20 protein-coding genes are annotated in these 23,616 nt (G+C 70.1%); 8 read left to right on the top strand and 12 right to left on the bottom strand.

From position 1 onward, the window contains the following. Positions 1-30: 30 nt before the first annotated feature. Both ACWDMM_RS26085 and glpX read right to left on the bottom strand, forming a co-directional pair. The gene (locus tag ACWDMM_RS26085; protein WP_357110811.1) at positions 31-1,434 is read right to left on the bottom strand and encodes a class II fumarate hydratase; all 1,404 of its coding nucleotides are present in this window, start codon (positions 1,432-1,434) and stop codon (positions 31-33) included. Positions 1,435-2,081: 647 nt separating this feature from the next. Then, on the bottom strand, positions 2,082-3,125 hold the full coding sequence (gene glpX, locus ACWDMM_RS26080) for a class II fructose-bisphosphatase (RefSeq protein WP_067809270.1): 1,044 nt from the start codon (positions 3,123-3,125) through the stop codon (positions 2,082-2,084). 130 nt (positions 3,126-3,255) lie between these two features. Here glpX and ACWDMM_RS26075 point away from each other — a divergent pair, with 130 nt between their 5' ends. Both ACWDMM_RS26075 and ACWDMM_RS26070 read left to right on the top strand, forming a co-directional pair. Next, positions 3,256-3,822 carry a DUF4245 domain-containing protein gene (locus tag ACWDMM_RS26075; protein ID WP_195082555.1) on the top strand — a complete coding sequence of 189 codons (567 nt, stop codon included), beginning with the start codon at positions 3,256-3,258 and terminating at the stop codon, positions 3,820-3,822. A 188-nt stretch (positions 3,823-4,010) separates the two neighbouring features. Further along, positions 4,011-4,502: a GNAT family N-acetyltransferase gene (locus ACWDMM_RS26070; protein ID WP_323124596.1), complete on the top strand. Its 492-nt coding sequence runs from the start codon at positions 4,011-4,013 to the stop codon at positions 4,500-4,502. Between the two features lie 16 nt (positions 4,503-4,518). On the opposite strand, the gene ACWDMM_RS26065 is transcribed toward ACWDMM_RS26070, so the two are convergent. Genes ACWDMM_RS26065 through ACWDMM_RS26050 form a run of 4 tightly spaced genes read right to left on the bottom strand, consistent with a single transcriptional unit; the run spans position 4,519 to position 7,118 of the window. Then, a complete protein-coding gene (locus ACWDMM_RS26065; protein ID WP_357110803.1) occupies positions 4,519-4,863 on the bottom strand; it encodes a VOC family protein in 345 nt (114 codons plus the stop codon). Next, positions 4,860-5,126: an exodeoxyribonuclease VII small subunit gene (locus tag ACWDMM_RS26060; protein ID WP_195082558.1), complete on the bottom strand. Its 267-nt coding sequence runs from the start codon at positions 5,124-5,126 to the stop codon at positions 4,860-4,862. Before ACWDMM_RS26060 ends, ACWDMM_RS26065 begins: the two co-directional genes overlap by 4 nt. 1 nt (position 5,127) lies before the next feature. Next, positions 5,128-6,450 (bottom strand): exodeoxyribonuclease VII large subunit, encoded by a 1,323-nt coding sequence (xseA, locus tag ACWDMM_RS26055; protein ID WP_449939972.1) that lies wholly within the window; start codon positions 6,448-6,450, stop codon positions 5,128-5,130. Continuing rightward, complete coding sequence (locus tag ACWDMM_RS26050; RefSeq protein ID WP_357208285.1) at positions 6,447-7,118, bottom strand: lipid droplet-associated protein; 672 nt, start codon at positions 7,116-7,118, stop codon at positions 6,447-6,449. The genes xseA and ACWDMM_RS26050 overlap by 4 nt, the downstream gene beginning before the upstream one ends. Positions 7,119-7,402: 284 nt before the next feature. On the opposite strand from ACWDMM_RS26050, the gene ACWDMM_RS26045 reads away from it, so the two are divergent. Then, on the top strand, positions 7,403-8,413 hold the full coding sequence (locus ACWDMM_RS26045; RefSeq protein WP_195082561.1) for a 4-hydroxy-3-methylbut-2-enyl diphosphate reductase: 1,011 nt from the start codon (positions 7,403-7,405) through the stop codon (positions 8,411-8,413). Positions 8,414-8,445: 32 nt separating this feature from the next. Here ACWDMM_RS26045 and ACWDMM_RS26040 read toward each other — a convergent pair whose 3' ends face one another. Together ACWDMM_RS26040 and ACWDMM_RS26035 are read right to left on the bottom strand one after the other, a co-directional pair. After that, entirely contained in the window at positions 8,446-9,306 is an 861-nt protein-coding gene (locus tag ACWDMM_RS26040; protein ID WP_449939969.1) for a DUF6542 domain-containing protein, read from the bottom strand. 59 nt (positions 9,307-9,365) lie between these two features. Continuing rightward, the gene (locus ACWDMM_RS26035; protein WP_449939966.1) at positions 9,366-10,511 is read right to left on the bottom strand and encodes a DNA recombination protein RmuC; all 1,146 of its coding nucleotides are present in this window, start codon (positions 10,509-10,511) and stop codon (positions 9,366-9,368) included. A 307-nt stretch (positions 10,512-10,818) separates the two neighbouring features. Between ACWDMM_RS26035 and ACWDMM_RS26030 the strand changes: the two genes are divergently transcribed. Both ACWDMM_RS26030 and ACWDMM_RS26025 read left to right on the top strand, forming a co-directional pair. Then, on the top strand, positions 10,819-11,991 hold the full coding sequence (locus ACWDMM_RS26030) for an exonuclease SbcCD subunit D (RefSeq protein ID WP_449939965.1): 1,173 nt from the start codon (positions 10,819-10,821) through the stop codon (positions 11,989-11,991). Between the two features lie 34 nt (positions 11,992-12,025). Beyond that, on the top strand, positions 12,026-15,274 hold the full coding sequence (locus tag ACWDMM_RS26025) for an AAA family ATPase (protein WP_449939963.1): 3,249 nt from the start codon (positions 12,026-12,028) through the stop codon (positions 15,272-15,274). A 28-nt stretch (positions 15,275-15,302) separates the two neighbouring features. Here the strand turns inward: ACWDMM_RS26025 and ACWDMM_RS26020 are convergent, their stop codons facing one another. From ACWDMM_RS26020 to ACWDMM_RS26005, 4 genes are all read right to left on the bottom strand, one after another. Further along, positions 15,303-15,845: a methylated-DNA--[protein]-cysteine S-methyltransferase gene (locus tag ACWDMM_RS26020; protein ID WP_449939960.1), complete on the bottom strand. Its 543-nt coding sequence runs from the start codon at positions 15,843-15,845 to the stop codon at positions 15,303-15,305. Then, positions 15,842-17,461 (bottom strand): DNA-3-methyladenine glycosylase 2 family protein, encoded by a 1,620-nt coding sequence (locus tag ACWDMM_RS26015; RefSeq protein WP_449939958.1) that lies wholly within the window; start codon positions 17,459-17,461, stop codon positions 15,842-15,844. The genes ACWDMM_RS26020 and ACWDMM_RS26015 overlap by 4 nt, the downstream gene beginning before the upstream one ends. 172 nt (positions 17,462-17,633) lie before the next feature. Continuing rightward, positions 17,634-17,828 carry a YbdD/YjiX family protein gene (locus tag ACWDMM_RS26010; RefSeq protein ID WP_323124607.1) on the bottom strand — a complete coding sequence of 65 codons (195 nt, stop codon included), beginning with the start codon at positions 17,826-17,828 and terminating at the stop codon, positions 17,634-17,636. A gap of 62 nt (positions 17,829-17,890) precedes the next feature. Beyond that, positions 17,891-20,149, bottom strand: coding sequence for a carbon starvation CstA family protein (locus ACWDMM_RS26005; RefSeq protein ID WP_449939956.1), 2,259 nt, complete (start codon positions 20,147-20,149; stop codon positions 17,891-17,893). A gap of 203 nt (positions 20,150-20,352) precedes the next feature. On the opposite strand from ACWDMM_RS26005, the gene ACWDMM_RS26000 reads away from it, so the two are divergent. The 3 genes from ACWDMM_RS26000 to ACWDMM_RS25990 are packed head-to-tail and all read left to right on the top strand — an operon-like array spanning position 20,353 to position 23,494. Then, a complete protein-coding gene (locus ACWDMM_RS26000; protein WP_195082570.1) occupies positions 20,353-21,663 on the top strand; it encodes an ABC transporter substrate-binding protein in 1,311 nt (436 codons plus the stop codon). A gap of 50 nt (positions 21,664-21,713) precedes the next feature. Then, complete coding sequence (locus ACWDMM_RS25995) at positions 21,714-22,589, top strand: carbohydrate ABC transporter permease (protein ID WP_449940031.1); 876 nt, start codon at positions 21,714-21,716, stop codon at positions 22,587-22,589. An 11-nt stretch (positions 22,590-22,600) separates the two neighbouring features. After that, positions 22,601-23,494, top strand: coding sequence for a carbohydrate ABC transporter permease (locus tag ACWDMM_RS25990; protein WP_195082658.1), 894 nt, complete (start codon positions 22,601-22,603; stop codon positions 23,492-23,494). Positions 23,495-23,616 lie beyond the last annotated feature (122 nt).

Genomic DNA, 23,616 nt, shown 5'->3' with positions numbered 1-23,616 from the left:
CGGCTACCGGGGTGGCGTTCGTTTCGCCGGTCAGTCCTGCTTCTTCACCTTCGCCATGGCCAGCACGTCGAGGCGGCGGTCGAGCTCGTCCTCGGTCAGCTTCTCGTCGAGCAGGCCGCGGTCGATGACCGTCTGGCGGATGGTCTTCTTCTCCTTCAGCGCTTCCTTCGCGACGGCCGCCGCCTCCTCGTAGCCGATCGCCGAGTTCAGCGGCGTCACGATGGAAGGGGAGGACTCGGCGAGGGTGCGCAAGTGCTCGACATTGGCGACCAAGCCGCGCACGCACTTGTCGGCGAACAGCCGGGAGACGTTGGCCAGCAGACGGATCGACTCCAGCAGGTTGCGCGCCATCACGGGGATGTACACGTTCAGCTCGAAAGCGCCGTTCGCGCCCGCGAACGCCACCGCGGCGTCGTTGCCGATCACCTGCGCGCCGACCTGGGTCACCGCCTCCGGCAGCACCGGGTTCACCTTGCCGGGCATGATCGAGCTGCCCGGCTGCAGGTCCGGCAGCTGGATCTCGGCCAGGCCGGTGAGCGGGCCCGAGCCCATCCAGCGGATGTCGTTGGCGATCTTGGTCAGGCTCACCGCGATGGTGCGCAGCGCGCCGGACGCCTCCACCAGGCCGTCGCGCGCGGCCTGCGCCTCGAAGTGGTCCTCGGCCTCGCGCAGCGCGTCGATGCCGGTGGCCCGCACCAGTTCGGCGACCACCTTCGCGCCGAAGCCGTCGGGCGCGTTCAGCCCGGTGCCGACCGCCGTGCCGCCGATGGGCAGCTCGCCGAGCCGCGGCAGCGTCGCCATGATGCGGTCGATGCCCGCGGCGACCTGCCGGGTGTAGCCGCCGAACTCCTGCCCGAGCGTCACCGGGACGGCGTCCATGAGGTGGGTGCGACCGGACTTCACCACGGTGCGCCATTCCGTCGACTTGTCCAGCAGCGCCAGCCGCAGATGCTCCAGCGCGGGGACCAGATCGGTGATGACCGCTTCGGTGGCCGCGAGATGCGTTGCGGTGGGGAAGGTGTCGTTGGACGACTGGGACATGTTCACGTCGTCGTTCGGGTGGACGGTGACGCCGTTGGCCTTGGCCAGCGAGGCGATCACCTCGTTGGCGTTCATGTTCGAGCTGGTGCCGGAACCGGTCTGGAAGACATCGATCGGGAACTGATCGTCGTGTTCGCCGCGCGCGATCTCGTTCGCCGCGGCGATGATGGCGTCGGCCTTCACGGGATCGAGCAGCCCCAAGTCGCGGTTCACCGTCGCACACGCGGCCTTGAGCAGGCCGAGCGCGCGAATCTGCGCCCGCTCCAAGCCGCGTCCGCTGATCGGGAAGTTCTCCACGGCGCGCTGGGTCTGCGCCCGCCACAAAGCGTCCACCGGAACCCGGACCTCGCCCATGGTGTCGTGCTCGATGCGGTACTGCGTCTGCTCGCTCATGATCCCGACCCTATGCCGCGACAGCGGCCCGTGGGGCAGGCACGCCTGAGGTCATTCGCACACCTCGGCGGGCCTTCGCCCGGGAATACGAACCGTTCTCCGACTGCCCGCGCCCGGGTGCGCCGAAGCCGCGCCCGCCTCGACCCAGGTTCCCTCCGCGCTCTCTCACTCTCACTGTCCCCGGTGCCGCGCTGCCGCATGAATCGTCGCGACCGAGACAACAGATCGACGGCCGCGCGACACGTGGCCGTGATCGAGCGGTGTGGAAAGAGGTTTCCTGGGTGCCGCGGCCTGCCCTGCGCGAGCGTTGAGCCTTGGCTCGAGGTACCGGCCGAATCGAAATCAGCGAGCGTCATGCCCCCTGGCCGCCGACGTGCGGCGGCAATCCCGCCTATTCGATCGCCATGGGTGGAAAGCGACCGAGGCACCATGAACGGCGCACATCGGGTGCGGCGGTTTGCCCCCCCTGCGGAACCACCGACCCCCACTCCCGGTTCCGAGCGAAGCAAGACCGAGCATCCGCCGTTCGCGGCCCGGCTCGCGTTTGCGCGGCCGCCGCGTTCGCGACGAAGTCGCCAGCGGTGGTTGCGCAAACGTGAGCCACGAGGGGGCCGCGAACACCCAGCGCCGCAGGCGCTGGAAAAAAATTACGGCAGCGGCGGGACCGCGTGTTCGTCGCCGATGAAATCGACCGAGGAGTATTCGCGCAGCTTGGTCAGGCGGTGGTAGGCGTCGATCATGCGGACCGTGCCGGACTTCGAGCGCATCACGATCGACTGGGTGGACGCGCCGCCGCCGTAGTAGCGCACGCCGCGCAGCAGGTCGCCGTCGGTCACGCCGGTGGCGCAGAAGAAGACGTTCTCACCGGAGACCAGGTCTTCGGTGGTCAGGACGCGGTCGAGGTCGTGGCCCGCGTCGATGGCCTTCTGACGTTCCTCGTCGTCCTTCGGCGCGAGCATGCCCTGGAGCTCACCGCCCATACAGCGCATCGCGGCGGCGGCGATGATGCCCTCGGGGGTGCCGCCGATGCCGACCAGGATGTCGGTGCCGGAGTCGGGGCGGGCCGCGGCGATCGCGCCTGCGACGTCGCCGTCGGAGATCAGGCGGATGCGCGCGCCCGCGTCACGCACCTGCTGGATCAGCTCGGCGTGCCGGGGGCGGTCCAGGATGCAGACGGTCAGGTCGGACTTCGCGGAGTTCTTGGCCTTGGCGACCCGGCTGATGTTCTCCGCGATCGGGGCGGAGATATCGATCACGTCGGCGGCGTCGGGGCCGACGGCGATCTTGTGCATGTAGAACACCGCGGACGGGTCGAACATGGCGCCGCGCTCGGCGACGGCGAGCACCGAGATCGCGCCGGGCACGCCCTTGGACATCAGCGTGGTGCCGTCGATCGGGTCGACCGCGAAGTCGACTTCCGGGCCGGTGCCGTCGCCGACGGCCTCGCCGTTGTACAGCATGGGCGCTTCGTCCTTCTCGCCCTCGCCGATGACGACGATGCCGCGCATGGACACCGAGCTGACCAGCTGCCGCATGGCGTCGACGGCGGCGCCGTCGCCCCCTTCCTTGTCGCCGCGTCCGACCCACCGGCCCGCGGCCATCGCCCCTGCCTCGGTCACGCGGACCAGCTCGAGTGCGAGGTTGCGGTCGGGCGCCTCGCGGCGGCTAGGTGTGGGGGAAGTTGCCGTCATTGCGGGGTGCCTCCTGTGCGTCGGTACGTACCGGTCAATTGTCTCATTCGATGTGGCACGGGCGTACACCCCTGCTCGTGGTGTCCGGGGTGCGGGCGGCGGCGTCGCCGCGCGAGTGGATACTGGGAGCGTGTCGTACCAAAAGCCGCGCATCTTGAACGACTACCGGGATCTGTTCTGGTCGCTGATCCCGTTGGTCCTGATCGCGCTGGTGTTCGCCGGGCTGGCCAGCCAGTGCAGTTTCGCCGCGAACGGTCCGACGCAGGGTCAGATCCCGCATTTCGACGCGCGCGCTGCGCTCACCGCCGACGCTCGTTCGCTGCCGTTCCCGATCCGCAACCCCGACCTGCCCGCGGACTGGACGCCGAACTCCGGCAGCCGCGAATCCATCGGCGGCAACGGCGGCGGGCCGGTCAGCACGGTCGGCTACATCACGCCGCAGGGCACCTACATGCGCTTCACCCAGAGCAACGCCACCGAGGAGGCGCTGGCCAGGTTCGTGCTCGGGTCCCGGTACGCCAGCGGCACCGAGCAGGTCGGCGACCGGAAGTGGATCGTCTACGCCGAGCAGGGCTCGGAGACCGCGTGGATCACCGACCTCGGCCAGTCGCGGGTGCTGATCACCGGCGCGGGCGACCACGCGGCATTCACCACGCTCGCCCAGGCGATCGCGGCGGCGCAACCCCTGAAGCCCTGAGAATTCGCTTGTCTTCGGCGGCGCGCGTCCGTTAGGTTTCGCCGCGGTACGAGACACGTGCCGAACCGGTCTTCGGAGGTCGATGAATATGGCTGCGCTCAGCCCTATTTCGCATGCCCTTCGCCGGTTCGCGCGCCACTGATCTCCCGCAGACGCGGACCGGTCTCTTCGATGACCAGGAGTGTCACGTGTCTGTTTCCCATTCCCCCGATCTGCGCACCGACCGGCTGATCCTGCGGTCGTGGACCGCCGGTGCGGCGGCCGCAGTGCTCGACGACCGCCGTGACGCCGAGTGGGCGGCGGATTTCCCGGCCGACGGCGATCGCGTCATCGCGGGCCTGCTCGCGGCGCATCCGGACTGGCTCGGGCCGTTCGGGCACCGGCTCGTCGTCGAGCGCTCGAGCGGGCTGGTCGTCGGCTCGATCGGGCTGTTCTGGCCGCCCGCCGACGGGGAGCTGGAGATCGGGTACGGCATCGTCGCCTCGCGGCGGGGTCGCGGTTACGCGACCGAGGCCACCGTCGCGCTGACTGCGCACGCGTTTACCGCGGCGGGCGTTCGCGCGGTGCGCGCCGAGGTGGAGCTGTCGAACCCGTCGTCGGCGCGGGTGCTGGAGAAAGCCGGTTTCGAGCGGGTGAGCAGCGCGGACGGCGTCGCCCGGTTCCGAGCCTCGTCGCGCTGACGCAGCCGGGCCGTCGTCAGCGGTGGCTCACCACGTTGACGACGGTCCCGCTCGGGTCGCGGACGAAGAAGCGGCGTACCCCCCACGGCTCGTCGCGCAAGGGGTAGACGACCTCGGCGCCGGCGGCGGTCACCGCCGCGTGCACGGCGTCGACGTCGTCCACCTCCACGCTCATATCCGGCTGGAGCTGCTCGGCGTCCGGGCCGACGAGCAGGACCTGGGCGGTCGGGTTGGACGGCGAGGCCATCGTCACGACCCAGCCGAGGTCCATCGCCTCCTGGAAGCCGAGCAGACGGTAGAAATCGCGGCTGGCGGCCAGGTCGGTGGTGCGGATGTCGGGCGTGGCGCGGCGGATGGTCATTCCTGCTTCTCCAGGTCGGTGCGGTGCAGCGCGTCCTCGACGCGTTTGCGCGCGCCGGCCAGGTGTTCTTCACAGCGATTGGCCAGCGCCTCGCCGCGCTCCCAGAGGGCGAGGGATTCGTCCAGGTCCAGGCCGCCTTGCTCGAGGATCTTGACGACGTTGACCAGTTCGTCGCGCGCGCGTTCGTAGCCGAAACCGGCGATCTCGGCGGCGTCGTCGGCCGGGTCGGCGCCGGTTTCGGTGGACTTGCCGGACTCGGCCAAGTCAGTTCCTCCCTGTGTCGGTGTTCTTCGCCCCGAGGGCCTGGGCGCCGAGCGCGGCGGCTGTGACGGCCCCGTCGGCGACCCGGATGCGCAACTGGCTGCCCGCGGGCGCGTCCTCGATCGAACGCACCACCTCGCGCTCCTTACCGGTGACGCGCTGCACGACAGCGTAGCCACGGGCCAGCGTGGCGGCCGGGCCGACGGCGGTGAGTTTCTCGCGCAGATGCCGGGTTGCCGTGGCTTCGGTGCGGATGAACTGCTCGGCGCAGCGGCGCGCCGCCGTGCGCTGGCGTTCTACCTCTTCTCGGCGGCGCTCGATCTCGCGCAGCGGGTCGGCCAGTACGGGCCGCGAACGCAGTTGGGCGAGCGCCTTGGTCTCGCGGTCCACCCAGCCCCGCAGGGCGGCGGCGGTGCGTTCGCGCAGTTCACGAATGCAAGCCAGTTCGGCGGCGGCGTCGGGGACGATGCGTTTGGCGGCGTCGGTCGGCGTTGCCGCACGCAGGTCCGCGACGAGGTCGCTGAGTGGATTGTCCGGCTCGTGGCCGATCGCGCTGACGATCGGCGTGGTCGCGGCGACGATGGCGCGGCACAGCGCCTCGTCGGAGAACGGCAGCAGGTCTTCCACGCTGCCGCCGCCGCGCGCGAGCACGATCACCTCGACGTCCGGATGCCGATCGAGTTCGGCCAGCGCGGTGAGCATCTGCGAGACCGCGGTCGGTCCCTGCACGGCCGTGTTGCGGATCTCGAAACGCACCGCGGGCCAGCGATTGCGAGCGACGCTCAGCACATCGCGCTCCGCGGCGCTCGCGCGGCCGGTGATCAGGCCGATGGTTCCGGGGAGGAAGGGGATCGGGCGCTTGAGCCGGGGATCGAACAGGCCTTCGGCGTCCAGCAGCGCCTTCAGTCGTTCGATGCGGGCCAGCAGTTCACCGATACCGACGGGCCGGATCTCGAGCACGCGCAGCGAAATCGTGCCGCGTCCGGTGAAGAAGGACAGCTTGCCGTAGACGACCACCCGGCTGCCCTCTTGCAAGGGGACGGGCGATTTGCGGATGAGGTCGGGATCGCAGGTCACCGACAGCGACATGTCGGCGGACGGGTCGCGCAGCACCAGGAACGCGGTGCGGGTGCCGGGCCGGAGGTTGATCTGGGTGATCTGACCTTCCACCCAGATGCTGCCGAGCCGGTCGATCCACTGGGCGATCTTGATGGAGACCGAACGCACCGGCCAGGGGTGCTCGGCGGAGTTGGCCGGTGCGGCGGCGGGTTGGCCGGAGGTGTCCCGGCCAGCCGTCGGCGAGGAGGGTGTCCGTGGTTCGGTCACTGGGCCTGCACAGTGGCGATCCGGTTCGTGAGCATGGTCACGAACGGCGCCCTGGCACGGGTGTGCTGCTCGTACTCCAGCAGCGCGGTGAGGTCGTCGAGCGTCAGCAGGCGCAGGCGGGCGCGCAGCTGGGCCAGGGTCATGTTGGCGTAGTCGTAGCGGGCGGCGACTTCCGGTTCGACGATCGCGGTCGTTTCGGCGGGATCGGGATCGGTGTCCGAGTCAGTCGGCGCCGGGTCGTCGTCCGGGTCCGGGTCCTCGGCCGGTGGCTCGCCGATCGGCGTCACCGAGGCGACATGACCGTTGGTCGAGCCGGTGTCGTCGGCGGCGAAGGGGTCGGGCGCTCGGAACGGCTCGGGATCATCGGCGGTGTAGAGATCGAAGCGGCTGGTGCGCGACGTGCCGGGGTTCGGGTCGTCGGCGAGGTCCTCGTCGAAGGTGGCCCACTCCGGCTGGTCGACCGGGCGGTTGGACAAACGGTCGAAAACCGCGTCGCCCTTCAGGGCCAGACTGGTGACGAACTGCTGGACGTGCATCGTCGTCTGCAGTACCTGACTGATGGCCGTGATCGGCAAATTCATTGCCGCCGTTGGTAGCCGACGGGATTCCTCGAGGGCGTATACGGCCGCGCCTGCGGCGACCCGGGCCAGAAAGGGTGGTCGAAACATGGTCCTAGCCTGCCCGAAATGGTGTGTTATGCAAAGAAGTGGCGCGCGTCGTCCGGTCGTCCGCCGGCCGCGGCGCACCGCCGATCGGCGGGAATCGCGTGGCGGTGTGCTCATAGTGCGGAGAATAGACCCAGGTCCCGGCTCCAAGTGTCCGAGACAATCGCGACACCCGGTCGTCGGCGCGAGCCGCGCCCGTCTTCCCGCCGCTCGGCGCCTGCGCTGCCCCGGTGTGACGGGCAACTCCCGCACGTGGCGCGAACGCGGGCCGCACGTATCCTGTGGGCATGTCTTCGGCCATTCCCTTGAACGTCGGAATCGCCCGATCGGCAGGTGCGGGAAGCGCCGTCGCCGACGGCGGAAAACGCGTGTTGCTCGCGGAGCCGCGCGGGTACTGCGCCGGCGTCGACCGGGCGGTCGAAACCGTCGAGAAGGCGCTGGAGAAGCACGGTGCGCCCATCTACGTGCGCAAGGAGATCGTGCACAACCGGCACGTCGTGGAGACGCTGCGCGAGCGCGGCGTGATCTTCGTCGACGAGACCGACCAAGTGCCCGAGGGCGCGGTCGTCGTGTTCTCCGCGCACGGCGTGTCCCCCGCTGTGCACGCGTCGGCCGCCGAGCGCGGCCTGCACACCATCGATGCCACCTGCCCGCTGGTGACCAAGGTGCACCAAGAGGCGAAGCGGTTCGCCCGCGACGACTACGACATCCTGCTGATCGGTCACGAGGGCCACGAGGAGGTCGAGGGCACCGCGGGCGAGGCGCCCGAGCACGTCCAGCTGGTCGACGGGCCCGGCGCGGTGGACCAGGTCAGCGTGCGCGACGAGTCGAAGGTGATCTGGCTCTCGCAGACCACGTTGAGCGTGGACGAGACGATGGAGACGGTGCAGCGGCTGCGTGAGCGCTTCCCCGCCCTGCAGGACCCGCCGAGCGACGACATCTGTTACGCCACGCAGAACCGCCAGGTCGCGGTGAAGGCGATGGCGCCGGAATGCGATCTGGTGATCGTGGTCGGATCGCGCAACTCGTCGAACTCGGTGCGCCTGGTGGAGGTCGCGCTCGGTGCGGGCGCCAAGGCCGCGTACCTGGTCGACTTCGCTCGCGAGATCGACCCGGCCTGGCTCGACGGCGTCGGCACGATCGGCATCACCTCCGGCGCCTCGGTGCCCGAGATCCTGGTCCGCGGCGTGCTGGACCGGCTGGCCGAGTACGGCTACGGCGATGTCCAGCCGGTCACCACGGCCAACGAGACCCTCGTCTTCGCCCTTCCGCGCGAACTGCGCGACGCCAGGCGCTGAGGCCCCGGCCCCACGCCGATGGTGCGGGGCGGCTACAGATTCTCCGGCCTGCGCCGTTCCGGGCGGCCCGATTCGCGGTAGCGCACGTTGGGCTGAGGGTGCGGCGGCATGTCGCGGCGGCGGCCCGCGCCGCGCGGTGGTTCGCCTTCCGGCCGCGGCATGGCGGCGGTCGGGCGAGTGGCGCCACGGGCGGGAGCCCGTCCTTCGCGCGGACGGGAGGGGGCGACACGCGGCGGGGTGTCGGCGACCTGCGCCGCCGGTCGGCGGGCCGGCCGGGCGGCGGGCTGGTCCGCGTCGGCCGATTCCGGCTCGCCGGGCTCGCCCTTCGGGCGGCGGGTTTTGCGGCGCGCCGGCTCCGCGGACCCGCGGGACGAACGGCCGGGCTTGCTCTGCTTCCCCGGTGACTTGCCCCAGCTGTCGCGCTTGCGTGACGACGACGGCTGGTCGGCTCCCTCCTCCTTGCGGTGCAGATAGATCCGTGCGCCACCGATCAGCAGCACGACCACCGTGGCCAGCATCATCGTGGGGAACCGGTTCACCAGCGGAATCGCCAGGTTCAGCAGGATGTCCTTCATCGAGGTGGCGCCACGGCCGGTGAGTTGCTGGTAGGCCAGCGGCACGGCGACGAACAGCAGCAGCGGCGGCAGCACCATCGTGCTGAACAAGCCCCGGTAGCGAACGGCGGCGACGGCCGCGACACAGCCCACGACGTACAGCGCGGCGAACGTGCCGGTCAGCTCGGCGCCGCCGCCGCTGGCATCGATCAGAAATCCCAGAAACGTGCAGGCAACCGCGATCAGGATCGCCGCGCCGACCGGGATCCCCGGCACCGACGGCAGGATCGAGCGTTGCGGCGCGGGCACCCGGGATCGCACACGTTCGGAAGCAGCCACGATATGCACACTAGTTGCCGCCGCTCCCGGCGGCGTGGCGGCACGGCCATACTCCCCGGTTACTCGCCCGCGTCGGCGAAGCTCACCGCGCGCGGCCGGGAATCCACGCGTCCGATCTCGGGCACTCCCTGTTCGGCTATCTCCAGCTCGTGCAGTTTGCGCGCGGTGACCATCACCCGCGACTCCACCGAGGCCACCGTGTCGTTGAAAGCCTCTACGGCTCTGCCGAGTTGCGCCCCCAGCCGATCCAGGTGTCTTCCCGTGGTGCCGAGACGTTGATACAGCTCGCGGCCGAGACGCTGGACGGTGGCCATGTCCTTGGACAGCGCCTCCTGCCGCCAGCCGAAGGCGATGGTGCGCAGCAACGCGATCAAGGTGGTGGGAGTAGCGAGGATCACATCGCGGCCGAACGAGTACTCCAGCAGCTCGGAGTCGGTGGTCAGGGCGGCGTCCAGGAACGGATCGCCGGGCACGAACAACACCACGAATTCCGGCGCCGGGTCGAAGGCGGCCCAGTACGCCTTGTCCGACAGCTGGTCGACATGCGCGCGCAGATGTTTGGCGTGCCTGGCGAGCAGATCGGCGCGCACGTCGGGGTCGTCGGTGCCGCAGGCGTCCAGATAGGCGGCGAACGGCACCTTCGCGTCCACCACGATGTGCCTGCCGCCCGCCAGGCGCACCACCAGATCGGGTCGCACCGTGCGGTCGTCCGCGCCGCGACCGGTGCGGCTCACCTGGGTCCGGAAATCGCAGTGCCTGGTCATCCCGGCCAGCTCGACCACCCGCTCCAGCTGGATCTCGCCCCATCGGCCGCGTACCTGAGGGGCGCGCAGCGCCGCGACCAGCTGACCGGTCTGCCCGGTGAGCTGGTGCGAGGTGCGCTGCATGCTCGCGACCTGCTCGCGCAGGCTGGAATACGCGGAGAGCCGTTGCCGCTCGACCTGCTGGATGTGCTCGTCGAGCGCCCCGACCGCCGCGCGCAGCGGTTCCACCAGCGCGCCGACGGCGTGCGAATGCCTCCGCGCGGCATCCTCGTTGGCCGCGGTGAGCGACTGCCGCAACAGTCGTTCGTTGTCCGCGACCGCCGCCAGCCGCGCCTCGGCCGCCGCAGCGCGATGCCCGGCCCGCGCGGCGCGGCCGAGCCAGCCGAGGCCGAAACCGGCGGCGAACACCAAGAGCAGGGCGACGAGCACGGGTGCGGTCATGGCGCTGATAGTGCCGTAGGACACCGACAAGAACGCGCATCTGGCAACTGTCCGGCATCGTGCCGGAAATGGGGCTCGGCCAGCGCATTGCCGCGGACTCCGCATAGCTGTTCGGGTTCTGGCATCCGGTGTCGTCCACGTCGTGGGATTCGGGAGGGCAAGAGGTGCGTGAGGTTTCGGTCTGTCGGTGATCGGCGACCGGCCGACTCGCCGGGCCGGTGGACACGCCGGGCCCTGGCCTGGCGAACCCGGCACAACGGGCGGGTCGATTGAAGTCTGTCGGTGCCGTGCCCTACGGTTTCGCGGCATGCGGATGCTGCACACCTCGGACTGGCACATCGGTCGCACGTTCCACGGGGTCGATCTGCTTGCCGACCAGGCTCGTTCACTGACCGCCGTCGCGGAGTTGGTGGCCGAGGAATCGGTCGACGTGGTGGTGCTGCCGGGTGACGTATACGACCGGTCGATCCCCAGCGCCGACGCGATCGCGGTGTGCAACCGGGGATTCGAGGCGATCCGCGCCGCGGGTGCCCGGATCGTCGCCACCTCGGGCAACCACGATTCGCCCGCCCGGCTGGGTGCGGGCGCGAGCTTCGCCGCGGCGGGCGGGCTGCATCTGCGCACCACCGTGGCCGACGCCGACCGGCCCGTGCTGCTGGAGGACGAGCACGGGCCGGTGGCGTTCTACGGCATCCCGTACTTGGAACCGGAGATCACCCGCGCCGAACTGGAAGTGCCGCAGGCACGCTCGCACGCCGAGATCCTGGACGCGGCCATGGCCCGGGTGCGTGCCGACATCGCGCGGCGGCCGGGGGTGCGAACGGTCGTGCTGGCGCACGCCTTCGTGGTCGGCGGGGAAGCCACCGGATCGGAGCGCTCCATCTCGGTCGGCGGCGTGGAGACGGTGCCGCTCGTCGCTTTCGACGGCATCGATTACGTGGCCCTCGGTCACCTGCACTCACCCCAGACTCTCACGGACGCGGTGCGTTACTCCGGCTCGCCGCTGCCGTACTCGTTCGGCGAGAGCGCGCATCGCAAAGCGGTATGGATCGTCGACTTGGACGCTTCCGGCCTGCATGCCGTGCGCCGCAGGGACCTGCCGACCGTCCGGGGCCTGAGCAAGCTGACCGGCACGCTGGACGAACTGCTGAGCGGCGCGGAATTCGGCGCGGCCGAACAGCACTATGTGTCCGCCGTGCTCACCGACGTCGCGCGCCCGGTCGACGCCATGCGCAAACTGCGCGAGCGGTTCCCGTACGCGGTGCACGTCGAATGGGCGCGGCCCGAGGGCAGCCCGGAACTGCGCTACCGTGAGCGGGTGCACGGCCGCCGCGACATCGAAGTAGCCCACAGCTTCCTCACCGACGTCCGCGGCGCACCGAGCCCGAGCGAGATGGCCTGGCTGGAGCGGGCGCTGTCGGCCGCCGTGGCGGAACCGGAGCAGGTGGCCGTAGCCGCCGCCGAGGAACTGACCGCATGAGCACGTCGCCGAGGCCGGGCGTGGGCGCGGCGGCATGAGGCTGCACAAGCTGGAGATGACCGCTTTCGGCCCGTTCGCCGCCACCACGGTCGTCGATTTCGACGCGCTCGGCGCCGACGGGTTGTTCCTGCTGCACGGCCAGACCGGCGCGGGCAAGACCACGGTGCTGGACGCCATCGCGTTCGCGCTCTACGGCCGGGTTCCCGGCGCGCGCGGGGAGAGCAAGCGGCTGCACTCCGATCACGCGCCGGAGCAGACGCCGCCACAGGTGGTGCTGGAGGCCACCTTGGGCGGGCGGCGGCTGCGCCTGACCAGGAGCCCCGAGTTCCAGCGCCCCAAGCGCGACGGCACCGGTATGCGCACCATCAACCCGAAGGCGACCCTGACCTGGCTGGACGGCAGAGGCGAGAACCTGTCCCGGATACCGGATATCGGCGAGGAGGTGCTGCGCCTGCTCGGGATGAGCGCCGACCAGTTCTTCCAGGTGGTGCTGCTGCCCCAGGGCGATTTCGCCCGTTTCCTGCGAGCGGACAACGAAGACCGCGAGAAACTGCTCGAAAAACTCTTCGACACCAGGCGTTTCGGCACGGCGGAGCAGTGGCTCGCCGACAAACGCCGCGCCGCCGAAGCGGATCTGGATGCTCGCACCGACGGTATCAAGCGGCTGATCACACAGGTGGGCATGGCCGCGGGAGTGACGGATTCGGTCGGTACGGCCGAGTGCGTCGGATGGTCGCAGGATCTGCTGGCCACCGCGCGTGCCGATCTGACCGCCGCCGTTGCGGAAGTCGAACGCTGCCAAGCGGAATCGGCGCGGGTCCGGGAGCAGGCAGAACAGCAGCGTCGGCTGCACGAATTGCGCCGCCGCATGAGCGCGGCCCGCGCGCAACTCGACGAGTACGCCGCCGGGGCCGATCGACGCGCGGCATTGCAAGCCGAACTCGACCTCGCTCGCCGAGCCGAGCCGGTCGCCGCCGCCATCGTCGAAGCGCGTTCGGCGGTGCAGAACCAGCGCAGGCGCGACAGCGAAAAGGACTCGGCGGCGCAGCGGCTGGCGGACCGCTTGCTGGAACCGGCCAGCGCCGAACTCGGCGGAACGGAACTGGTCGACGGCAGCCGGATTCGCGACGACGCCGACATCGACGCCGCGGTCCAGCGATGGAGCGCGCAGATCGGCGCACTGGACGAAGTGCAAGCCGACGCCGCCACCGCCACCGAACTCGGCGGTGAACTCGACGCTCTGCGCGCCGAGGACGCGACGCTGGCCCGGCGCGTCACCGAACTCACCGCGCGACGCGACCAACTGCCCGCCGCGCTCACCGCGGCCGAGGCCAGGCTGCGCGAGGCCACCGAAGCGGTCGCCGCCCTGCCCGGCATCACCGCGGAGACCGAGCGATTGCAGGCCGCCGCCGCGGCCGCGGTCGAGCTGGCGGCGCGGCGCACCGCGCTCGACCACGCCCGCGTCGAGCTCGACGCCGCCCGCGCCGCGCACCTCGACGCCAAGGAGCTGGTGCTTGATCTGCGTGAGCGCAGGCTGAGCGGAATGGCCGCCGAACTGGCAGGCGAGCTGGTCGACGGAAGTCCGTGCGCGGTCTGCGGTTCGGTGCGGCATCCCGCACCGGCCCAGCCGACCGACGACGCGGTGTCCAAGGATGAGGAGGAGACCGCGGCGGCGGCCGAGCGCGCCGCGGAGGACACCCGCGACCGTGCGCTGGCCCGCATCACCGGCCTGGAGCGCGAGATCGAAGCGCTGGTCGCTCGCGGCGGCGACACCGACCGGGTCGAACTCGCCGCGGCTCTGCGCGCCGCGACCCTCCGCTACGAGGACACCTCGGAGCTGGCCGCCAACGCCGACGGGCTGGAAGCCGAACTCACACGCCTGCGCGGCGACGAGGCGCGCCTGCACGACGAGCTGCGCGCATCCGAGGCGCGCCGCAGCGCGGTCGCGGCCACCGCCGCCTCCGCCGAGAAGCGTCTCGCCGAACTCACCGACCGGCTGCGCGGCGCCGCAGGCGCCGACCAGACCATCGACCGCCGCCGCGCCAGGCTCGTGGCTCTCGTCGCCGAGGCGACCGCGCTGCGCGATGCCCGCGCCGAGGCGATGGCAGCGCGTGAACAGGTGTCCCTGATCGCCGATCGGGTTGAGAATCTGGCGCGCGCAGCGGGTTTCGTGCCTGAGGGTGAGTACGGCGGTCCGGTGTCGGTTCTCGGGTCCGCGTCTGCCGCCACCGAGAATGCGGCTCGGTCCGGGGAAGGTTCGGCTTCATCCGGGGAAAGTCCGGCTCCGTCCAGGGACGGTTCGGCTCAGCCGACGGAATCCGGCGAGACCGCCTCCGCTCCGGCTCCCGGCGGCGGGGCGGAACCGGCGCAGCTCGACACCGGCGCTCGCGCCACGGTGGCAGACGATGTCGCACGCTTGACCGCCTACGCGAAAGTCGTCAACGCCGCGTCGCGCGACTCCCGGCGGCAGGCCGAGATCGAAGCGGAACTCGTGGCCGCCGACCGCGCCCGCGCCGCCGCCGAAGCGGTGCTGGCCGAACCGGAGATCCGAGCGGCGTCGGAGCGCGAGCCCGGCGATGAGGCCGAGCTCGACGCGCTGGTGACGGCCGCGCAGACCGCGCTCAACACGGCGGTGGCCGCTCATGCCGAGGCGAGCAGGCGAGCAGGCCAGCTCGAGGAGCTGGGCGGTCAGCTCTGGGCTGCCGTGGACCGGATCGCACCGGCGCAACGAGCGTTCGAAGAACTCGACGGCCTCGCCGACCTGGTCGCCGGGCGCGGTGCGAACAACCGCCGCATGTCCCTGCACTCCTACGTCCTGGCCGCTCGCCTGGAAGAAGTCGCCCAGGCGGGATCGCTGCGGCTGCGCCGGATGTCCGGCGGCCGTTACGAATTCGTCCACTCGGACAAGGCAGGGCCGCGCGGTCGCCGAGGCGGGCTGGGCCTGGACATCCGTGACGATTACACCGGAGCCATCCGCCCGGCCAAGACGCTGTCGGGCGGCGAGACCTTCATGGCCTCCCTTTCGCTGGCACTCGGGCTCGCCGACACCGTCGCCGCCGAATCCGGTGGTCTGGTGCTCGACACCCTGTTCATCGACGAAGGATTCGGCGGCCTGGACGCCGACACCCTGGACGCCGTGATGGGCGTCCTCGACGAACTCCGCACCGGCGGACGGGTGGTCGGCGTGGTCAGCCACGTGGACGAGATGCGCCAGCGCATCCCCAGCCGCCTGCACGTCGTGCGCGGCCGCGACGGCTCCCACCTTCAAGCCACCATCGCCTGAGCGCGTTTCGCCAAGCGGCCTTCTCCGCTCACCTCTCGTGGTCGAGCAGCCACCGTTTCACCGGCAGCCCCCAGCGGAAGCCGCCGAGTGCGCCGCCGATGCGGAGGATGCGGTGGCAGGGCACGAAGAGGGCGGCGGCGTTGCGGGCGCAGGCGTTGGCCGCGGCGCGAGTGGCGTCGGGGCGGCCGGCGCGGGCGGCGAATTCGGTGTAGGTCAGCGGGCCGCCCGCCGGGACGGCGCGCAGCACTTCCCAGGCGTGCAGGAGGAATTCACCGGAGTGCTGGCGAACCGGAATCGGGTCGATCGCGGTGAGATCGCCTTCGTGGTAGGCGGTGACGGCGGCGGTCACCTCGCCCAAGGCATCCCGCTGTCGCAGTCCGCCGGGCCGCAGGGCGGGGTGGATCAAACCGCGCAGGTTCTCCGCGTCGGATGTCCAACCGGAGGCCAGTACCGCGCCGTCGGAGTCGACGAGGGTGGTGAACGGGCCGAGCGGTGTCTCGCTGACGGCGAAATCCGCTGTGGCGGTCCGGGTGCCGCCGACGTCGGTGCGGACGGCGATGCTGGCGTTCATGATTGGACACTGCCTTTCGTGGTAGTGAGCGCTGGGCTGTCGGAAGGGGTGATGCGGCTGGTCAGCGCCGCTTTCCACAAGTGCATGGACAGGTATGACCGCCACGGAGCCCAGCGCGCGGTATCGGCCGGATCGATGCCGAGCAGGCTCGCGCCGCGGCGGACGACCAGATCCGTGCTGAGCAGGACGTCCGGATCGGCGAGCAGGCGCATGGTGACGTAGTCGGCCGTCCACGGCCCGACGCCGTCCAGCGCGAGCAGATCGCGGCGCAGATCGGCGGCGGTGCGCCCCTGGTGCAGCGCCAGCTCGCCGGAGGCGAGCGCCTCGGCCGCCGCGATGATGGAACGGATGCGCCGCGCCGGTCCGGTCAAGACCTCGGCGCCACGCTCGGCGATCACCTCCGGGGAGGGGAACAGCAGCGGGATCGGTCCGTCCACCCGTTCCCCTAGCGCCTCGACCAGCCGAGCGGTGTGCGTGGCCGCGGCCGACACCGAGATCTGCTGCCCGATCATGGTGCGCAGCAGCAGTTCGGCGCCGTCCACGGACCCGGGCACGCGGATACCGGGGGTGAACGACGGGCGATCCGCGTCGAGCGGCTCCAGCTCGGGCACCGCTTCGGGCTCGGCCGGCGACCCCGCTCCCGCGTCGGGCAGATACTCGGCGGCCTGTTCCGGCGGCCGTAGCACGGAGCCGGACGCCGCGGACCCGACGCCGAGCGCTTCATCGATCCCGACGGGGTCGGCATCCAGGTCGAGCAGGTGCCGCAGCCTGGTCACCGTCGGCGCGAGGTCGCGCATGTCGTGCAGGGACAGTTCCGCCCGCACATGGTCGCGCTGGAAGCTGAGCCGGGCGGTGGCGTGCCCGTGCGGAGTGCGCAAGTTCCTGGTGTAGGTGCGGTCCTCCCACAGCTCCATGCCCGCCACTACATGCGCGGACAGGAACCATTCCAGCCAGGCCCGGTCGAGCGGCTCCCGGTAGGGCAGCCGCAGCGTGAGCGATCCGCTGCCGAGCGGCGCCGAACGCGCGGGCGCGCCGGTCTTCGCGCGCTGCGCTTCGAGGCGCATGGTGGTGGGGCTGACCGCGAACACCTCACGCACCGTGTCGTTGAACTGGCGGATCGAGGCGAAACCGGCCGCGAACGCGATATCGGACATGGGCATCGCGGTGGTCTGGATCAGCAGCCGCGCCGTGTGCGCCCGATGCGCCCTGGCCAGCGCCAGCGGTCCAGCGCCCAGTTCGGTGGTCAGCACCCGGGTGAGCTGGCGCTGGGAGTAGCCCAGGGTGGCGGCCAACCCCGGCACCCCGGCCCGCTCGACCACGCCGTCACCGATCAGCCGCATCGCCCGCGCGGCCAGATCCGCCCTCGTGTTCCACAGCGGCGAGCCGGGCGCGGCGTCGGGCAGGCAGCGGCGGCAGGCGCGGTAGCCCGCCTGCTGCGCCGCGGCGGCGGTCGGCAGGAACGACACGTTGGCACGCTTCGGCGTGATCGCCGGACACGAAGGGCGGCAATAGATTCCGGTGGTTCGCACCGCGGTGAAGAATTGCCCGTCGAATCGGGAGTCCCGGGTCGACACCGCCCGGTAGCAACGTTCGAAATCCAATGCCGTGATCGTCACGCCCACCACAATGGCAGCTGCGGCGAACCCGCGCTAGCGGGAATCGGCCACCACTGCTGGTGGTGGTCGCGACCTCGCACGACGGGTATGACATCGCACAGCCGCTGCCCGGGCAGCGGCTGTGGCAACTACCAAATCGGCCTGCGGCGACGCGCGCCGAGAATTCTTTCGCTCAGCAGCACCGGTTGGCCGGATTGCGATCCGCCTCGGCATGCCGCTGCCGCCAGTACTCCCGCTCGGTCGGGATGGCGCGGCCGGGATGCCTGCGCCGCAGGTGCTCGACGTAGCGCTGGTAGTCCTGTCCGCCCAGGATCGAGTTGAACCACCAGAGGCCCGCGCGGACACCGCCGCCGCAGGCGCGGGCCACGGCGCGCAGTCGCGCGCCGACCGGTCGCGCGGACCGATCGGCACCCGGCTGCGCGGAGTCGCTCATTGCGCGTGGACGTGGGCCGCGCCGGAGGGACGCACCTTCCCGGCCGCGATCAACTCGTCCCACTGCTTCTGGACTTCCTTCTCCGCGGCGGTGGCGACGAACCCGCTGGGCGCGAAGATCTTCGACGGCTCCTCCGGAGTCTCGGTGGTCGTCGTCTCCCCGGAGCGCCAGGCGCGGAAGGCCACCAGCGCGCCGACCACCGCCACGATCAGCACCAGCACCGCGAACACGATCGACAGCGTGCCCTGGATGAAAGTGTTACGCACGATCGCGTTCATGTCGTCCTGGGTCTTCGCCGTCAGGCACAGTTTCCCGGCGTCCTGCGCGGCCTGGCAGATGCTGTGCTGCTTCCAGTAGCCCAGCTTCGGGTCGGCGGAGAAGATCTTCTGCCAGGAGGCGGTCATGGTCACCAGCAGATCCCAGACCAGCGGGATCGCCGGAATCCAAGCCCATTTCGCGAGGCCCTTCTTCACCACGATCACCAGCACCACGGTCAACGCGATGGCCGCGAGCAGCTGGTTGGCGATGCCGAACAGCGGGAACAGCGTGTTGATGCCGCCCAGCGGATCGGTGACGCCCATCAGCAGGATCGAGCCCCACGCGCCGACCACGACGGCCGAGCACAGCCACGCGCCAACCCGCCAGGACGGATCACGGAACTTCCGCGCCGCACCGCCGAAGTTGCCCAGCGCGTCGGAGAGCATGAACCGCGCCACCCGGGTGCCCGCGTCGATCGTGGTGAGGATGAACAGCGCCTCGAACATGATCGCGAAGTGGTACCAGAACGACTTCATGCTCGCGCCGCCCAGGAACTGGTGGAACACCTCGGAGATGCCGATCGCCAGCGTCGGCGCGCCGCCCGTGCGGGAGATGATCGATGACTCGCCCACATCGCTCGCGGCCTGGCTCAGTTCCGCCGGGGTGATCGCAGGACCGCTGAGTCCGAGGCCGTTGGTGTAGGCCGCGGCCTTCTCCGCGGTGCCGCCGGTGAGACCGAGCGGCGCGTTCATCGCGAAGTACAGGTGCTGGTCGATGATCGAGGCGGTGATGATCGCCATGACCGCGACGAACGACTCCATCAGCATGCCGCCGTAGCCGATCATCCGCGCGTGGGATTCCTTCTCCAGCAACTTCGGGGTGGTGCCGGAGGAGACCAGCGCGTGGAAGCCGCTCAGCGCGCCGCAAGCGATGGTGATGAACAGGAACGGGAACAGCGAACCCGCGAAGGCCGGCCCCGTGCCGCTGGAGGCGAAAGACGAGACGGCGGGCGCGTGCAGCACCGGCAGCGTGACCAGGATGCCGACCGCGAGCAGCACGATCGTGCCGACCTTCATGAACGTCGACAGGTAGTCGCGCGGGGCCAGCAGCAGCCACACCGGAAGCACCGAGGCGACGAAACCGTAGGCGATCAGCAGCCAGGAGATGGTCACCGGCGAGAGCGTGAACCAGTCCGCGCCCCACTCGGTTTCCGACACCCAGCCGCCGCCCACGATGGACAGCAGCAGCAGGGCGAACCCGATCACGGAGACCTCGCCGACCTTGCCCGGCCGCAGGAACCGCAGGTACACACCCATGAACAGGGCGATCGGAATGGTCATGCCGATCGAGAAGACGCCCCACGGGCTGTGCGCGAGCGCGTTGACGACCACCAGCGCGAGCACCGCGAGCAGGATCATCATGATCACCAGCACGCCGACGATGGCCGACCAGCCGCCGATCACGCCCAGCTCGTCGCGGGCCATCTGACCCAGGCTGCGCCCGCGCCGCTTCATCGAGACCCACAGCACCAGGTAGTCCTGCACGGCGCCGGCCAGCGCCACGCCGACCACGATCCAGATGGTCCCCGGCAGGTAGCCCATCTGCGCGGCCAGCACCGGACCGACCAGCGGACCCGCGCCCGCGATGGCGGCGAAGTGGTGCCCGTAGAGCACCCGCCGGTCCATCGGCATGTAGTCCTTGCCGTTCTCCAGGATTTCGGCGGGCGTGGCCAGGTCGTCGCGCGGTTTGACGATTTTGCGTTCGATGAACCTGGCGTAGAACCGATACGCGATGGTGTAGGTGCACACCGCCGCGATCACGATCCACACCGCGTTCACCGATTCGCCGCGCGAGATGGCGAGCACCGCCCACGCTATGGCGCCGAGAACGGCGATCCCCGCGAAGATCAATTTCTTGGCCGGTGTGATCGGGGACTTGTCGACCACGCCGACGGGCGGCAGATCGGGATCGGTCCGCAGATATTCGATTGTCGCCATCTGCCTACTCTCCTGTAAAACGCGCAGGATCTTGCTCAAACACGTGACAACGTAACCGATCGGCGATCGCCGTCGTGCCGATTCCGGACGCCGGACGAGCACCGTGAAATATTGTTCATGTGTCGGCCGTCACCACCTGATTGCCGAACGTATGCTGCCATGCGGTTCGATGAGCTCCACATCCGCCCCGGAGGAGGGCTGTGTTGCGTGCGAATCCCGTCGCCCGGCTCCGTCGCCGGACGCTGCTCGGCTCGGCGCTGGCCGCGCCGCTGCTGGCCTGCGGCGGCTGCGGCTCCGATGACGACGCGCTGACCTTCTTCTTCCAGGCCAGGCCGGAAGAGGCGCGGGTGCGGCTGAAGATCATCGACGAGTTCCGGAAGCGCCGCCCCGACATCAGGATTCGCACCATCATGTCGGGGCCTGACCCGCTGCAGCAGATGCTCACCTACTGCGCGGGCGGCAAATGCCCGGACGTGCTGATGGCGTGGGAACTGACCTACGCGGGGCTGGCCGAGCGCGGCGTGCTGCTGGATCTGAACACGCTGCTCGCCCGCGATCCGCGATACGCTGCCGAACTGCGCGCCGACAGCTACCCGGCGCTGTACGACACCTTCACGTACGCGGGCGGGCAGTACGCCCTGCCCGAGCAGTGGTCAGGAGTGTTCCTGTACTACAACCGGGCACTGTTCGACGAAGCCGGGATCACCGCGCCCGCGCGCTGGCGCGACGCCTGGTCGTTCGACGAGTTCCTGGCCGCGGCCGAGGCGTTGACCAGGCACGACTCGGCTCGGACCCGATGGGGCTTCGCGGACGCCTGGGTGCCGTACTTCTCAGCGGCCTGTTTCGGCATGAACAACGGCGCCGAATGGTTCTCGCCCTCGGTGAACCCGACCAGGACCAATCTGGGCGATCCTCGGTTCGCCGAAGGCTTCCAGTTCTACGCCGACCTCGCCGTACGCCATCGCGTGGCGCCGAAGGCCGCCGACACGATCTCCGTCTCGGCCCCCGACCTGTTCCGGCGCGGCCGGGCGGCAATGGCGCTGGGCGGGCACTGGTTGTATTCGGAGTTCGCCGGGCACGCCGATCTCCCGATCGACGTCACCGTGCTGCCGGTCGGCCCGCACGGCGGTCCAGGCGCCATCACCGATGTCGGCAGTACCGGGCTGGCCATCGCCGCGGACAGCCCGCGCGTCGAACAGGCTTGGGAGTTCGTCAAATTCGCGACCGGACCAGTGGGGCAGGCGATCATCGCCGCGTCCGGGCTGTTCGTCCCGGTGCTGCAGTCCGCGATGAACTCCCCAGGTTTCGCCGCCGCGCACCGCGAGATCCGCAATCTCGAGGTGTTCACCTCCGGTCCGGCCAATTCCCGTCCGTTGCCGGTCACCCCGGCTTGGGGAAAGGTCTCCGCCCTGCTCGAACGCGGTTCCAACCGAGTGCTTCGCGGCGCCGCCACCGCCGCGTCCTTGGACGGGCGTTTCGCCTCCGACGTCGACGCGCTGCTGGAGACGCCATGACAGGAGCGCGGCAATCGCAAACACCGGGCAAAGCGGGAGTCGCGTCCGGATTGGCGCGGCGGCGGGAACGGGCCGGTTGGGCATTCGTCGCGCCGAATGTGGCGGCCGTCGCGGTTTTCTTGTTGTTCCCGTTGGCCTTTTCGCTCTATCTGAGTTTTCATTCGTGGGACCTGTTCAGCCCCATGCGATTTGTCGGTGTGGACAACTACCGGCGGCTGTTCAGGTCGGACCCTCTGTTTCTCATCGCATTACGTAACACGGCCGTATTCACGCTGCTGACCTTGGTGCCAACGGTGGTGATCGGACTCGCGGTCGCCGCCGCGCTGAATCGAAAGCTGGCCGGTATCGGCCTATTCCGCACCATCGCTTTCCTGCCGCTGGTCGCCTCGGCGGTCGCCATGGCCGTGGTGTGGCGGTTCCTGTTCACCGATGACGGGCTGCTGAACGTCGCGCTCGGCTGGATCGGCATCGACGCGGTGCCCTGGCTGACCGACCCGGACTGGGCGCTGGTCTCGCTCAGCATCGTCACCGTGTGGAAGAGCGTGCCGTTCGCGACGGTCATCCTGCTCGCCGCCATGCAGGGCGTGCCGGAGACGCTCTACGAGGCCGCGAAGATCGATGGGGCCGGGGCGCTGCGGCGCTTCTTCGCGATCACCGTGCCGCTGATCCGTGGGCCGCTGTCGTTCGTCTTCATCATCACGATCATCAATTCGGTGCAGGCCTTCGACCAGGCCTACGCGCTGACCGGCGGCAACGGAGGACCGGAGACGGGCACCTACCTGCTGGGGATCATGCTGTTCCAGAACGCCTTCGGCTTCTACGAGGTCGGGTACGCCTCCGCGCTCGCCTGGGTGATCTTCGCGATCCTGTTCCTGCTGACACTGGTGCAACTGCGGATGGCCCGGCGTTCGGAGGTGGAACAGTGAACACCTACCAGATGGTGCGGCGCGCGCTGCCGGTGCGGCGCGACCGGGTGTCCGTCGCGGCCGGTCGGGTCGATCGGGCGATCGTGCGGCGAGTCGTGCGCGGGACCACGATATACGCGGTGCTGGTCGGCATCGCGTGGTGCGCCCTGTTGCCGATCCTGTGGGCGGTATCCGGCTCGCTGAAGCGGGACGGCGAGATGGCCGACGCGACGTTCCTTCCGCACCGGCCGCAGTGGTCGAACTACGGGAAGGTCTTCGAACTGCTGCCGATGGGGCGGATGCTGCTCAACACCACGGTCTACGCGTTGTGCGTGACGGCGGGGCAGGTCTTCTTCTGCTCGCTGGCCGGTTACGCCTTCGCCCGCTTGCGTTTTCGCGGGCGGGATGTGCTGTTCCTCGCCTATCTCGCGACGCTGATGGTGCCGTTGACCGTGACGGTGATCCCGCAGTTCCTGCTGATGCGGGCATTCGGCTGGGTGGACACCCCGTGGGCGATGATCGTGCCCGGCCTGTTCGGCAGCGCGTTCGGCACCTATCTGATGCGGCAGTTCTTCCGCACGCTGCCCGAGGAACTCGAGGAGGCCGCCATCCTCGACGGCTGCTCCACCTGGCAGGTCTATTGGCGGGTCTTGTTGCCGCACACCCGTCCGGCCCTGATGGTGCTCGCCGTGCTCACCTGGATCACCGTGTGGAACGACTTCCTCTGGCCGCTGGTCATGATCCAGCGCGAGGACGTCGCCACCGCGACACTGGGCCTGATCCGCCTGCAAGGCCAGTACCACACCCAGTGGCCGATCCTGATGGCCGCCGCCATCGTCATCCTGCTGCCGTTGCTGCTGATCTATGCGATAGCCCAGCGCGCGTTCATCCGCGGCATCGCGATGTCGGGGTTCGGTGGGCGGTGAGCGGGTGGCTTCGGTTCGTTGCGTCCAGGCGCGAGGTCGCGAACGACGTCTCATCGGCGCGGTGCCGCGGCCGGGCGAAGGTCGTCGCCAGGCCGCGGCCGCGCGGTGCAAGGGGATGCCGC

The organism is Nocardia sp. NPDC003726 (genome assembly GCF_053586955.1).
Note: the sequence above shows the minus strand (reverse complement) of the source record. Positions and strands in the feature narration are given on the sequence as shown.